This is a genomic window from Flagellimonas sp. MMG031, assembly GCF_040112705.1.
Classification (GTDB): Bacteria; Bacteroidota; Bacteroidia; order Flavobacteriales; family Flavobacteriaceae; genus Flagellimonas.
This window is the reverse complement of the sequence record NZ_CP157804.1, coordinates 1,336,642-1,350,671: the sequence shown is the minus strand read 5'-3', so window position 1 is coordinate 1,350,671 and position 14,030 is coordinate 1,336,642. Positions and strand designations below refer to the sequence as shown.

The following is a 14,030-nucleotide window of genomic DNA, read 5'->3' as shown; positions in this document are numbered from 1 at the left end:
TTATTGAAAACAATCCTGGCAGGGCTTACGTCCAAAGGTATAGGTCAATGTTATACCTGTAAAAACGTACCAGTCGTCGCTCAATATATTCCCGAATCGGAATTGCTCAAAATTGGAACCTTCTGGGTTGCTTGCGTCCAAATTGTCCGTGAACGTATACCTGGCCCCAATTTCGGCACCAAGAATCAAGAATTGATTTAAACGATACTTAGCCCCAACCGTCATTGGAATTGCAAAACTACCTTCTTTTTGGTTAATATCCTGCATTTGAAGGGCATCAATATAATTAAAATCGTATCTGAAGTAGGTAATACCGGTGTACAAGTAAGGCGTGAAGGCAGGTCCGAGCTTATGGAGGTTGTATTCCACAAAGTTGATTTCCAATCCTGCGGAGAACTCCAAAATGGAATTATCCACCATATACCCTCTTTGTTGGCGCGATGGCATGTGCGATTTGGAATCGTCGGCAGTGACCTCTCCGTAGAGCACACTTGCGCGCCATGCATAGCGTTTTCCCTTGTTCCATTTAAAGATACCGCCAAAAGCTGGCCCCGAGGGCAGAATATAATTGGTCCTTCCCACATCGCCTATCATGTTGGCGCCTCCGGCAAACACCCCTATTTCGTAGGTTTGTGAACTCACCTTGATCACACAGCATAGAAAAACAGCCAAAACTATCCGCATACTATCCAAAAAGTTACTAGAGTTTAGAGTAAAGGAAGGTCAATAGATTCGTAATTAAAATTGTTCTCCTTTGTAAAACAGCTTTTCGCCCCTTTTATTGTTTGCCGAACCATCAATTGCGGCGATCTTCGCCCCAAAGTAATTTGTTCCGTAAGGTTTTAAGGAAACTTTCCGATTTATACTCTATCATTTTTATGGTGAAATCCGCTTTTTTGATTCGGATTTCCTTGCCGTTGGGGATATCGGCAATTCGGGAATCCAAAGACACCAAATGGGTCTTTTCCCTTCCCGAGACCTTCAACCGAATCTGGGTATTGTCCGAAATGACCAAAGGACGGGCATTGAGATTGTGGGGCGCGATGGGCGTCAGCACCAACGACTGTGCCGTGGGAGCGATTACGGGACCACCGCAGCTCAACGAATACCCTGTGGAGCCTGTTGGCGTGGAGACGATAAGCCCATCGGACCAATAGGAGGTCAAATATTCATCGTCCAACCAAGTTTCCACCGTAATCATGGAGGTCGTATCCTTCCGGCTTACCGTGATTTCGTTCAAGGCGAAATTAAGCCCGTTGAATTCATTAAGGTCCGTGTTGAGTTCCACCTCTACCAAAGTACGCTCCTCAATCTTGTAATGCCCCGCTTCAAACTCGGTCACCAATTTGCGGACATTGGCTTTTTTAAAGGTGGACAAAAATCCCAAGCGGCCGGTATTGACCCCTACAATGGGAATACCGTAGTCCTTTATATAGGTTACCGCCCGAAGCATGGTACCATCACCGCCAAAACTCACGAACATATCGAACGAAGGGTCCAATCCTTCGGATTGCGTAAAGGTCCCCTTCACTTCCTCTTTGAGGATATTGCCCACAAGTTTGTTAAAATTCTCTTCCACATAAATGGAGGCACTGGACTTTTTCAGCTCATCCAAAAGCTCTTCTACGCACTGCTGGTCCTCAGGTTGAAAGGACTGTCCATAAATGGCTACCTTCATTACTAAACGTTAAGATATTTCTCTAGATAGTCGGAACGCTGCTTCAAATCTTCCATAAATTGATCATCGCTGTTCCCAAATACTATGGTGTAGTTGTACCGCCTAAAGGTTTGGGCCACCTCATTCAAGCTCTGGGTGCCCACTTTTAAGGTGATTTCGACGATATCGTTTTGAGAGTCTGTGATAAACGCGCCCAACAAACGGGCGTTGTTGCCCTCTACAATTTGCGCTATCTCACTGAAAGAATAGTCCTTGATTCCTATGGAAACGACCAAAATGGCCCCTGGTTCCTTAAAAAACGGGGTATCGATAAACACATCGACCACATCCTCCAAATCGTAGTATCCGGAAATCAATTGATCTTCATCCAAAACAGGTAGAATATTGGCTTCATTTCGCGAAAACATTTCCAACACGTCCAGCCAAGCGGTTTCCTTGGTCACAAAAAAGTGCTCCAGTTCAAACCTGAAATCGTCTATCTTCTTGTCGGGCTCAAAACAGGCCAGGTCGTTTTCCGACAGCAAACCCAAAAAGATACCGTTTTCCGTAACTCCAACATGGGAATAGGTGGTCTCCTCAAAAAAGGCAATGACATCCTTTAAGGTTTCCCCGACCTCAAAAATCGGGACTGTGTTGATTATTCTGTCTTGAATCTGCATAACCGTTGTATTAGGTGCAAAATACTAATTTAAAATGGCAAAAGGCATGCCGAATTCTTATTTTTGACCATCTAAAAGAGAACTACATGACAAAGTTGAGCGTCAACATAAATAAACTGGCTACTTTAAGGAACTCAAGGGGCGGCAATGTCCCCAATCTGATTACTTCCACCAAGGATATAGAATCGTTTGGAGCTCAGGGCATCACTGTTCATCCACGACCGGACGAACGCCATATCCGCTACCAAGATTCACGAGATTTGAAGGAGGTGGTCACTACGGAATTCAATATTGAAGGAAATCCCATTCCCAAATTTATCGATTTGGTGCTCGAAGTGAAACCCACACAAGTCACCTTAGTGCCCGATGCCGAAGACGCCATCACTTCCAATGCGGGTTGGGACACGATAAAGCACAAAGAATTTTTGGTTGATGTTATCCAAACGTTCAAATCAAATGGCATTCGGACCTCCATTTTTGTGGACCCCGACGAAAAAATGGTGGAAGCTGCCGCAGCCACCGGGACGGACCGGGTGGAACTTTATACCGAAAGCTTTGCCCACGAATTTGCCAAAGGCAACAAGGAAAACGGCATAGCACCTTTTGTAAGGGCAGCCGAAATGGCACATAAGGTAGGACTGGGACTCAATGCGGGGCATGACCTCAACTTGGACAACATTCAGTTCTTCAAGCACCACATTCCACAATTGTTGGAGGTTTCCATTGGGCATGCCTTGATCTGCGAATCCATTTATCTGGGCTTAGAAAATGTCATCAATATGTATTTGCACCGACTGAAATAAGGGAACTACCCAAAAACGCATCGGTTCAAACACAAAAAAACACTACATGAGCGAACTATTACATTCAAACATACTAGGAGAGGGACAGCCATTGCTTATTCTACATGGTTTTTTGGGCATGTCCGACAATTGGAAAACCTTGGGCACCCAATATTCCGAAAATGGCTTTGAGGTACATTTGATTGACCAACGAAACCATGGAAAAAGCTTTCACTCGGACGAGTTCAATTATGATGTATTAAGTGATGATGTTGTACATTACATGGAACAACACAACATCACATCAGCCTACGTCCTTGGCCATTCCATGGGAGGAAAAACCGCCATGCAGCTTGCCACTTCGAATCCGGATAGGGTAAAAAAATTGATTGTAGCCGATATTGCCCCAAAATTCTACCCACCACATCACGACTTCATCTTTAACGGACTCTCCCATCTGGATTTCGATAACATCTCCGATCGCAGGGAGGCCGATGATGAACTATCGAAACATATCAAGGAAAAGGGCATACGGCAATTCCTCCTCAAAAACCTGTATTGGGTGGAAAAAGATAAGCTTGGTTTTCGTTTCAATTTTGAAGTCCTCAAAGACCGAATGGAGGAAATCGGCGAGAACATATCTGGTAGCGCAGTATATGATGGCCCTGCCCTATTTTTGCGAGGTGATCGCTCCGAATATATCCAGCCAAAGGACTTTGCCGAGATCAAAAGGCACTTTCCAAAAGCAACCATTGAAACCATTGACAAAGCGGGGCATTGGCTGCATGCAGAAAACCCCAGGCAGTTTTACGAAAAGAGTTTTACTTTTCTGAATTCCTAAAATCCACCCGTTTTTATTATGCATGCATAATTTTTTCATTCATTTAATTGTCTGAATGACAAATTTGATATAGATTTGGTTAATTCTGGTTCTCACCAAAAATTAACATAAACTAACTGTAACAGATTTTTTGATATGAAAAAGTTTTATGCCTTTCTCCCATTTCTAGGCTTATTCTTGATAGCATGTGAAGAGGACACCGTAGTGCCAGAACCGGCTGGTCCCGATCCAGTGGAATACACATCAGGAACTGCGGATTTCTCCAACTACGTAGCCATAGGAAACTCCCTCACAGCTGGATTCTCCGACAATGCCCTTTTTATTGATGGTCAAACAGCATCCTTTCCTAATATGCTGGCCTCCAATTTTGCCTTGGCAGGCGGAGGAAGCTTTGATATTCCATTTATGGCCGACAACCTAGGAGGAATGACGCTAGGTGGAAATCAAGTGGCAGGAAACAGATTGATTTTATCCTTTTTGGGTGCAAGCCCAAGCCCTGTGCCCGTTGAAGGCCAAGGCTCCACTGAAATTTCAAACAAACTATCCGGCTCATACAATAATATGGGAGTGCCAGGTGCAAAAAGCTACGAACTGCTCGCACCAGGATACGGTAGTGTATCAGGCGTAGCCATGGGAACTGCAAATCCATACTTCGCTCGATTTTCTTCCTCTGAAACCGCCACTGTAATCGGTGATGCGGCAGCTCAAGGAGCTACCTTTTTCACCCTTTGGGCAGGAGCTAATGACATTTTGATTTACGCCACAGGCGGAGGAACAGGTGTGGACCAAGCCGGAAATCTTGACCCAAGCACCTATTCCCGAAACGATATTACCGACCCCAACGTATTTGCAGGATCACTGGACGCCATGCTTCAGGCCATGACCGCTAACGGAGCGGGCGGCGCCATCGCCAATTTACCGGATGTAACCGACATTCCTTATTTCACCACAGTGCCACACAACCCAATTCCTTTGGATGCTGCAACCGCAGCCTTTTTGAACAGCGCGGAAGCTTATGGCGCATACAATGCAGGTTTGGCTCAATTGCAACAATTGAACCTGATCACACAAGAGGAACTGGAAAAAAGAACGATCACCTTTGCCGCTGGTGAAGGAAACGCTGTAGTGATTATCGATGAGGATTTAACGGACTTGACAGCATTCAACCCAGCATTGATCAATATGAGACAAGCGACCGAAGAAGACCTTATGGTCCTTACCTCAAGAAGTTTTATCGGAACCTTGGCCGATCCCAACAATCCAACCTCCATCAATGGTGTGGCAGTGCCCTTGGCAGACCAGTGGGTATTGACGCCGGAGGAACAAGCCACCGTGGAAACCGCCTTGAACTCGTACAACCAGACCATAGCCGGTTTGGCCGCTGCATACGATTTGGCCTTTGTGGATGCCAATGCACTTTTAAACCAACTTAAAACCGACGGCTTCCAACAAGCGGACGGAAGCGTAGTGGATGCCACCTTTGCAACAGGAGGAGGATTCTCATTGGACGGTGTGCACCCTGCACCACGCGGGTATGCCATTATTGCCAATGCGTTTATTGAAGCGATCAACACCAAGTACAATTCGAACTTGCCCGGTGTTAATCCATTGGACTACACTGGACTATATATTGACTAAACAAACATAATTTTCTTTATCTTAAAGGCACCGTAAAGCACGGTGCCTTTTTTATTGCAACAACCTAAAACAAACCTATGAAACTCATTTTACGCCTTTTGTTAAATGCCTTGGCCGTAGTCATACTCAGTTATGTATTGCCCGGGGTCGGAGTGGATTCCATGTTCACCGCCATCATTGTGGCCGTGGTGCTCAGCCTCCTCAATTTTTTGGTCAAGCCCATATTGGTCATCCTCACCTTGCCCATAACCATACTTACCCTAGGGCTCTTTCTTTTGGTCATCAACGCCATTATCATTTTACTGACGGCCAATCTTATCGATGGCTTTCAGGTTGTGAGCTTCTGGTGGGCGGTCATCTTCAGCCTTTTGCTAGCCGTTTTGCAGGCAATTTTGCACTCGATTTTAAAAGAAGACCAATAGAATTCGTACGGTTTGAAAGTCAGTGGTTTAAAAACTTGGCAGCAACACAAAAAAGAGTTACTTTTGCATCCCATTTTTAGAAAGCAAATTAGGTAGGAAATGAATATAACCAAAGAGCAGATTGACGATCTTAATGCAGTAGTAAAGGTTGCCATAAGCAAAGAAGACTATCAGGACAAAGTAGAAAAAATCCTAAAGGATTATAGAAAACAGGCCAACATACCTGGCTTCAGAAAAGGACAGGTTCCCATGGGTCTCATCAAAAAGCAATACGGCAAAGCTGTTTTGGTGGACGAAGTGAACAAATTGCTACAAGACAATCTGAACAAATATCTCACAGAGGAAAAATTGGATGTTTTGGGCAATCCCCTGCCCAAGCAACAGGATAATTTTGATTGGGACAAGGACAATTTGGATTTTGAATTCGAATTGGGATTGGCTCCAAGTTTCGAGGTCAATCTTAAGACCAAAAAACCAGTGGTCCAATACAAGATCGTAGCCGACAAAAAAATGATCGAGGAGCAAGTAGAGCGCATCCAAAAGCAATACGGTAAGTTGATCTCCAAAACAGAGGTGGGCAAAAACGATGAAATCACCGGCTTCTTTGCCAATGAGGAAGCGGAAATTGACCACAAGACCACTATCGAAATGGGCAAAATCAAAAGCAAAAAAGCCATTGATGCCCTTACCGGTAAAAAAGTAGGAGATACTATAACACTTTCCACGAAAGGACTTTTTAAGGAAGACTACCTATTATCCAGCGCATTGGGCATTGCCCGTGACAAGGCAGATGGCCTAAAAGTGGATGTTAGCTTCACCATCGAAGAAATCAACGAGAGGGAACCAGCAGCCTTGAACCAAGAACTTTTCGATAAATTGTTCGGTGAAGGCAAGGTTACCTCAGAAAAAGAATTGAAGGACAAGATCAAAGAGGATTCCGAAAAACAATTTGAGCAGCAGTCCGATCAAAAATTGTTGAACGACATTACGGAAAAACTCATCGAGGAAACCAAGTTTGACCTTCCCGCAGAATTTTTGAAGAAATGGATCCAGATCAGTGGCGAAAACCCATTGACAGAGGACGAGGCCAAAGAAGAGTTTGAAAAATCCGAACAAGGACTTCGTTACCAATTGATCGAAGGGAAGATCATTCAAGAAAACGAGCTTCAGGTACAGTTTGACGAATTGAAGGAATTTGCCAAAGGATTCATCAAATCCCAAATGGCACAATACGGCCACATGGACCCGAAAGAAGAGGAATTGGAGAGCGTGGCAGCAAGGGTGATGAGCAACCAAGACGAGGTAAAACGTCTTTCGGAGCAGTTGATGAGCCAAAAGCTTTTGGACCTTTATAAGGAAAAGGCCAACCTAAAGGTGAAGGAAGTCTCTTATGACGACTTCATCAAGGAAGCATACAGCTAAGGCTTCGCTAAAAGAAAATTAAGTATCTTTACGGTGCCGGAAAGCCAGTTTTTCGGCACCTTTTTTTTAAGATAAATCGAATCAAATCCTATGGATTACGGAAAAGAATTCAAAAAATACGCTACCCAACATCATGGTATCAACAGCATGTACTATGATAAGCTCTTGAGCACCATGTATCCCATGAACATGACGCCCAACATCATTGAAGAGCGACAGTTGAACGCCGTGGCAATGGACGTTTTCTCCAGATTGATGATGGACCGCATCATTTTTATGGGTACAGGAATCAACGATCAGGTAGCAAATATTGTCCAGGCGCAGTTGCTTTTCTTGGAAAGCGCCGATGCCTCCAAGGACATTCAAATCTACATCAACTCTCCAGGTGGAAGCGTGTATGCCGGTTTGGGCATTTACGACACCATGCAGTTCATTAAACCCGACGTCGCCACCATTTGTACAGGTATTGCCGCCTCGATGGCCGCTGTGCTTTTATGTGCGGGACAGGAAGGAAAGCGAAGTGGATTGCCCCATTCCAGGGTCATGATCCATCAGCCACTTTCCGGGGCCCAAGGCCAGGCAAGCGATATTGAAATTGCGGCACAAGAGGTGCTTAAAATCAAAAATGAGCTTTACGAGATCATTTCCAAGCACTCAGGACAGTCGTTTGACAAAGTATATGAAGACAGTGACCGTGATTACTGGATGAAGGCACCAGAGGCCAAGGAATATGGCATGATCGACGAAATTTTGGTCAGGGAAAAGTCATAAGTAAAACCAATTGATTAAAAAACAACCACTTAAGGCAGAACAAATCCTTTTTTTTTGCGTTATTGTTGGTTGAAGATTAGAATATATGGCAAAAGAAAACTTGGAATGTTCTTTTTGTGGTAGAAAAAAGCCGGAAACCAATTTATTGATTGCCGGCCTTGATGCGCATATTTGCGATAGATGCATAGAACAGGCCCATAGCATTGTAGCCGAAGAGTCCAAACAATCCAAAAACCAAGATCTCTCTTCCGAACTGGTCTTAAAAAAACCTATCGAGATACACGATTTCTTGGACACCTTTGTGATTGGACAGGAACGAACCAAAAAAGTAATGTCCGTAGCGGTGTACAACCACTACAAGCGATTGTTACAGCCCAAAGGCAAGGATGAGGATATCGAAATCCAAAAGAGCAACATCATTATGGTTGGGCAGACCGGTACGGGGAAGACCCTTATCGCCAAAACCATCGCTAAGATGCTGAACGTTCCCTTGGCCATTGTGGATGCGACCGTTTTGACCGAGGCCGGTTATGTGGGCGAAGATGTGGAAAGTATTCTTACCCGACTGTTGCAGGCCGCGGATTACAATTTAGAGAAGGCGGAGCGTGGTATCGTTTTCATTGATGAGATCGATAAGATTGCACGAAAAAGCGACAACCCTTCCATTACCCGAGATGTATCCGGTGAAGGGGTACAGCAAGGTCTGTTGAAGCTTTTGGAAGGCACCACGGTGAACGTACCGCCAAAAGGAGGGCGCAAGCACCCGGACCAAAAATTCATTGAAGTCAATACCGAGAATATCCTTTTCGTGGCTGGGGGTGCCTTTGATGGCATCGAGCGCATCATCACCAAACGCTTGAACATGCAAGCAGTGGGCTACAGCGCTTCCAAAGCCGAGGAAAATCTCGACCAGGAAAATATCCTGCAATACATTATCCCGAAGGACCTGAAAGAGTTCGGCCTCATCCCTGAAATCATAGGGAGGTTGCCTGTACTGACCCATATGAATCCTTTGGATGCCAAAACATTGCGCGCCATTTTAACGGAGCCCAAGAACGCCATCATCAAACAGTACGAAAAGTTGTTTGCCATGGACGATATCGAGTTTTCGATAACGGACCAAGCACTGGACTACATCGTAGAAAAGGCCGTGGAATACAAATTGGGAGCCCGAGGATTGCGCTCGCTGTGCGAAGCCATCTTTACCGACGCCATGTTCACCCTGCCCAGCAGCGATGAAACAGAGTTCAAAGTGACCAAGGGATATGCCGAGAAAAAACTCTCCTACGAAACCGTGAAAAAACTAAAAGCAGTCTCCTAGACTGCTTTTTTTGTTACTTTTTCCAACAACTCCAAACAAACGTCGGAGATTATTTTTTCATCAGAATACAGATGATGCCCAAAATTAGGGATTACATTGATGTCCGCCCCAACAGCATTCATCCAATCTTCATCTGGCCTAAACTCATCGCGTTCTCCAAATATTAAATTCAAATCCGTATTGGGCTTCTGATCCTCAAACCTGATTCTGGTGGAAGAAATAGCTGTTAAGGATTTTACTGGCAAGCCTTTCAATGCGGCTTTGTAAGCAATGGTTCCACCCATACTAAATGCCAAGTAATGCGCAGGCGTCTTTTCCTTGCGCAATAAATTTCTAACGGCAGTATCTATACCCCCATCAACAAATGCCCTGTGCACATTTTCTTCGGAAGAAATGACCACATCGATGTTGCCCAACTGTTGGCAATCGTAAAATTCAATGTTGTAATACTGTTGCAGGTAGCCAAAATAAGAAGTAATCCAGAGGCCCTTCTTAGCGCCCCACATGTCCGAAATAATAACAAGTTTTTCTGCCATGATTCTAATGGTTTTGTGTTTACAAATTGATTTGTTGGTGGGAATTTCATCAAATAACGCAGTAAATCCGCTTTTATTTGTTCAAAAGAAACCTTTCCACGACGAACGGGCCAAATTTACGAAAACGTTTTCGTAAACTGTGGACGAATGTCATTTTTCTTGGATGAGTGACCTATTGCACGTTCATTCGAAGCAACTCTTCGATACAACCACGCTCATTGGAAAGTCTGGGTATTTTGTGTTGCCCACCCAGTTTGTTGTGCGATTTAAGCCAGTGATGGAACAGGTTTTCCCGCGCCACATGCACGGTTGGCATCTTTAAGGTGATGTTGTTGTAACGTTTGGCCTCGTAGTCGGAGTTTAGTGCCTTGAGTGCATTGTCCAACATTTCGGTAAAATACCCCATGTCGGCAGGTGGTTTTCTGAACTCGATGATCCATTCATGGGCGCCTTTTTCCTTATCTGTCATAAAAATAGGTGCTGCGGTGTAATCCATAATTTCCGCTTCGGTTTTAAGACACACCTGCTTTAAGGCTTCCTCTGCATTTTCAATGATCAGTTCTTCACCAAATACATTGATATGGTGCTTGGTCCGTCCCGTTATTTTGATACGGTACGGATTTTTGGAAGTGAACCGAATGGTATCGCCAATTTTATAACGCCACAATCCGGCGTTGGTGGTAATCACCATGGCATAATTGACCCCCAGCTCCACCTCCCACAATGGAATGGCCTGGTCTCCTTCGCCTGTGGGGCCCATGGGGATGAATTCATAAAAAATACCATAGTCCAACATCAATAATAATTCATCTGAATTGTTCTGGTCCTGAATCCCGAAAAACCCTTCTGAGGCATTGTAAGTCTCATAAAAGTTGAACCTTTTGCGGGGCAACAACTTTTTGTATTGGTTCTTGTAGGGCGTAAAACTCACCCCTCCATGAAAGTATACTTCCAAGTTTTCCCAAACTTCAAAAAGATGGTTTTTCCCTGTTTTTTCAAGTACTTGATTCAAAAGCACCAGCATCCAAGAAGGCACTCCTGCCAAACTGGTCACGTTCTCCCGTATGCTTTCCTCTATAATCGCCTCCAATTTGGTTTCCCATTCGGTCATCAACGAGACCTTGTTGCTGGGAGTACTGCTGTATTCGGCCCAAAGGGGCATATTATCGATTAAGATTGCCGAAAGGTCGCCAAAGAAAGTCCCATTATCCTCGTACAGTTCCTTGCTCCCGCCCAGACGCAAACTCTTGCCGGTAAACAATTGGGAGTTTTCATTGTTGTTCAGATACAGGCAAAGTAAATCCTTGCTGGATTTGTAATGACAGTCCTCCAACGCTTCTGTACTTACCGGGATAAACTTGCTCTTGGCATTGGTGGTACCGCTGCTCTTCGCAAACCACTTGATGGAGGTGGGCCAAAATAGGTTCTGCTCTCCCCTACGCGTACGTTCGATGAGCGGAGCGATGTCCTCATAGGTTACGATAGGCACCCTGTTCCTAAACTCTTCGTACTTGGGCAGGTCTTGGTAACCATATTGCTTACCGATCATGGTGTCTTTGGAAAAGTCCAACAATTGACGTAATACCTCATCCTGAACATCCAATGGATACTTTAAAAAAAGCTCTATTTGGTGGTAGCGCTTCCGTAATAGCCAAGAAGCAATGGAATTGAATAATGGTATTGGCATTTTAGGTATCTTTAACCAAAGAAACAAGGTTGGTGCAACTGCTAAAATAGCTTTTCTAACATAGATTTTCAAATAAGATAAACACATTCACTTTACTATGCTATACGAGGGAGTCTTGCGAAAGATGCGAACCGAAATGGGAAGCCCGATCCAATATTTTTTGGTCTTTGAGAACGACTTTATCAACATGAACCAAGCGCTCGATAGGGAGCTGCAGATCGATTTCATCAAATTCCAATGTTTGAACTGTGGGGAGGACAGGCCCATCTACCGGCAAGGTTTCTGTAAGTCTTGCTTTTTTGAAACGCCCAGAGCCGGGGATTGGATAATGAAGCCCGAACTGAGCAAGGCCCACTTGGGCGAAGAAGACCGTGATTTGGAGTACGAGAAAAAAATGCAGCTTCAACCGCACATCGTGTATTTGGCCAACTCGAGTAGCATTAAGGTGGGGGTGACCCGTAAATCACAGGTACCCACCCGATGGATCGACCAAGGGGCCCACGAAGCTATCGAAATTGTAGAGGTTCCCAATCGATACTTGGCGGGGATTACGGAGGTGGCGCTCAAAGACCATGTGAGCGACAAGACGAGCTGGAGAAAGATGTTGCAAAACGATATTGAGGATGTAGACCTCGTGGAATGGCGCAACAAACTAAAGTCCAGTATACCTGACGAAGCCATGGATTATTTCTTAAATGACAGGAAAGAAACCCATATGGAATTTCCTGTACTAAAATATCCTGAAAAGGTGAATAGCCTCAATTTGGACAAAACCCCAAGTTACAAAGGCGTGCTCAAAGGCATTAAAGGACAGTACCTTATTTTTGAGGACAACACCGTCTTTAATGTGCGCGGAAGTGAAGGATACTACGTGGGGATAGATTTTAAATAAAACTGGGTCATAACCACAGAAAATGAGCCAAAAAATCAAACTAACCGAAGCGATTTCCATTGGAATAGGTGGTATGGTGGGTGGTGGAATTTTTGCGGTTTTGGGTTTGGCAGTGGATTTGTCCAAAGGTGGCACCCCCTTGGCCTTTCTCTTCGCGGGGATTTTGGCCCTCATCACATCCTATAGTTATGTGCAGCTTTCCAAAAAATATGCGGACAGGGGCGGAACGGTAAAGTTTATCACCCAAGGTTTTGGGAAGACGATATTCAGCGGGGGCATTAACAACCTTTTATGGGTAAGCTATATCATTATGCTCTCGCTTTATGCATCGGCATTTGGATCTTATGCGCCAAATCTGCTCCCCATCACGGGAGGCGAACTGGATTTCCACCTTTACGCCAGTGGTATCATCCTATTGGCGGCCATTATCAATTATTACAGCATTAAGGTTGTTGGCATGATTGAATCCTATGCAGTTATCATTAAACTGGTGATTCTTATTGCCTTCATCAGCATTGGACTGTACGGTCTGATGGGAAACCCCAATCTGGACCAATTGTCACCGGAGAATTGGGAGGCACCGCTGCAATTGCTTACCGGAGGTATGGTTATATTTGTGGCCTATGAAGGTTTTGAATTGATTGCCAACTCTGCCCCCGACATTGAAAACCCGGATAAAAATATTCCACGAGCTTATTATATCGCAATTATTTTTGTGGTATTACTCTATATCATTATTGCAGTGGTCACAGTAGGTTCGCTGCCTTTTGATCAAATCAAAACGGCCGAGGACTATGTTTTGGCAGAAGCTGCCAAGCCTATGCTGGGGCAGACCGGATTCACCATCATTACCATTGCCGCCATGATTTCCACCTTCTCTGCAATCAACGCCTCAATCTATGGAGGAAGTCGGGTGAGTTATGAAATTGCCGAGGAAGATGAGCTCCCACATCAATTCACCTACCAACTTTGGAACCAACCCATTGGATTATTGATTACCGCAGGTCTTACCTTGTTGCTCACAAACACCTTAGAATTGGAAAGCATTTCTACTGCGGGGAGCGTTGGTTTTCTTTTCGTATTTGCTATGGTAAACTATGTGGGCTTTAAGCTATCAAAACATACCGCAAGCCGGAAGGGCATCCCATTGACCGGGTTCATCTTATGTCTTATTGCGATGGTTGTCCTGCTTCAACAGCAATTTGAAAGCAACAAAATGGGGGTCATCGTCGCTCTCTCTATCATTGGTGGCTGCTTTTTGATTGAGTATTTCTATAAAATGAACGAGGAATAAAATTTGTTCCAAAACGTATATTTCTGCCAAAACTCGACAAAAAAGCTTATTTTCAGTACTTTATCCATTACCACCAAACCAAAAACC

Annotated in this window: 14 protein-coding genes; 9 read left to right on the top strand and 5 right to left on the bottom strand. The window is 44.5% G+C overall.

Going from position 1 to position 14,030, the window contains the following annotated elements; all coding sequences use genetic code 11:
- The 3 genes from ABNE31_RS05985 to ABNE31_RS05975 form a co-directional block, all read right to left on the bottom strand.
- Entirely contained in the window at window positions 1–684 is a 684-nt protein-coding gene (locus tag ABNE31_RS05985; protein WP_349352721.1) for a DUF6089 family protein, read from the bottom strand.
- A gap of 112 nt (window positions 685–796) precedes the next feature.
- Entirely contained in the window at window positions 797–1,678 is an 882-nt protein-coding gene (locus tag ABNE31_RS05980) for an NAD kinase (RefSeq protein WP_349352720.1), read from the bottom strand.
- 2 nt (window positions 1,679–1,680) lie between these two features.
- Window positions 1,681–2,337: a CBS domain-containing protein gene (locus ABNE31_RS05975; protein WP_349352719.1), complete on the bottom strand. Its 657-nt coding sequence runs from the start codon at window positions 2,335–2,337 to the stop codon at window positions 1,681–1,683.
- Window positions 2,338–2,423: 86 nt separating this feature from the next.
- Here ABNE31_RS05975 and ABNE31_RS05970 point away from each other — a divergent pair, with 86 nt between their 5' ends.
- From ABNE31_RS05970 to clpX, 7 genes are all read left to right on the top strand, one after another.
- Complete coding sequence (locus ABNE31_RS05970; protein WP_349352718.1) at window positions 2,424–3,140, top strand: pyridoxine 5'-phosphate synthase; 717 nt, start codon at window positions 2,424–2,426, stop codon at window positions 3,138–3,140.
- Window positions 3,141–3,186: 46 nt separating this feature from the next.
- The gene (locus ABNE31_RS05965) at window positions 3,187–3,960 is read left to right on the top strand and encodes an alpha/beta fold hydrolase (protein WP_349352717.1); all 774 of its coding nucleotides are present in this window, start codon (window positions 3,187–3,189) and stop codon (window positions 3,958–3,960) included.
- Window positions 3,961–4,095: 135 nt separating this feature from the next.
- The gene (locus ABNE31_RS05960; RefSeq protein ID WP_349352716.1) at window positions 4,096–5,598 is read left to right on the top strand and encodes a G-D-S-L family lipolytic protein; all 1,503 of its coding nucleotides are present in this window, start codon (window positions 4,096–4,098) and stop codon (window positions 5,596–5,598) included.
- A gap of 77 nt (window positions 5,599–5,675) precedes the next feature.
- Complete coding sequence (locus tag ABNE31_RS05955) at window positions 5,676–6,020, top strand: phage holin family protein (protein ID WP_179385293.1); 345 nt, start codon at window positions 5,676–5,678, stop codon at window positions 6,018–6,020.
- 99 nt (window positions 6,021–6,119) lie between these two features.
- Window positions 6,120–7,442: a trigger factor gene (tig, locus tag ABNE31_RS05950; RefSeq protein ID WP_179385294.1), complete on the top strand. Its 1,323-nt coding sequence runs from the start codon at window positions 6,120–6,122 to the stop codon at window positions 7,440–7,442.
- A gap of 90 nt (window positions 7,443–7,532) precedes the next feature.
- On the top strand, window positions 7,533–8,213 hold the full coding sequence (gene clpP / locus ABNE31_RS05945) for an ATP-dependent Clp endopeptidase proteolytic subunit ClpP (RefSeq protein WP_179385295.1): 681 nt from the start codon (window positions 7,533–7,535) through the stop codon (window positions 8,211–8,213).
- Window positions 8,214–8,298: 85 nt separating this feature from the next.
- Window positions 8,299–9,534 (top strand): ATP-dependent Clp protease ATP-binding subunit ClpX, encoded by a 1,236-nt coding sequence (clpX, locus tag ABNE31_RS05940; RefSeq protein WP_127141223.1) that lies wholly within the window; start codon window positions 8,299–8,301, stop codon window positions 9,532–9,534.
- On the opposite strand, the gene ABNE31_RS05935 is transcribed toward clpX, so the two are convergent.
- Together ABNE31_RS05935 and ABNE31_RS05930 are read right to left on the bottom strand one after the other, a co-directional pair.
- A complete protein-coding gene (locus ABNE31_RS05935) occupies window positions 9,531–10,070 on the bottom strand; it encodes a hypothetical protein (RefSeq protein WP_293288856.1) in 540 nt (179 codons plus the stop codon). The two genes, clpX and ABNE31_RS05935, sit on opposite strands and share 4 nt — an antisense overlap.
- Before the next feature lie 172 nt (window positions 10,071–10,242).
- Complete coding sequence (locus ABNE31_RS05930) at window positions 10,243–11,757, bottom strand: GH3 auxin-responsive promoter family protein (protein WP_293283267.1); 1,515 nt, start codon at window positions 11,755–11,757, stop codon at window positions 10,243–10,245.
- A 97-nt stretch (window positions 11,758–11,854) separates the two neighbouring features.
- Between ABNE31_RS05930 and ABNE31_RS05925 the strand changes: the two genes are divergently transcribed.
- Complete coding sequence (locus tag ABNE31_RS05925) at window positions 11,855–12,649, top strand: DUF2797 domain-containing protein (protein WP_349352715.1); 795 nt, start codon at window positions 11,855–11,857, stop codon at window positions 12,647–12,649.
- A gap of 22 nt (window positions 12,650–12,671) precedes the next feature.
- The gene (locus ABNE31_RS05920) at window positions 12,672–13,943 is read left to right on the top strand and encodes an APC family permease (RefSeq protein WP_349352714.1); all 1,272 of its coding nucleotides are present in this window, start codon (window positions 12,672–12,674) and stop codon (window positions 13,941–13,943) included.
- Window positions 13,944–14,030: the final 87 nt, after the last annotated feature.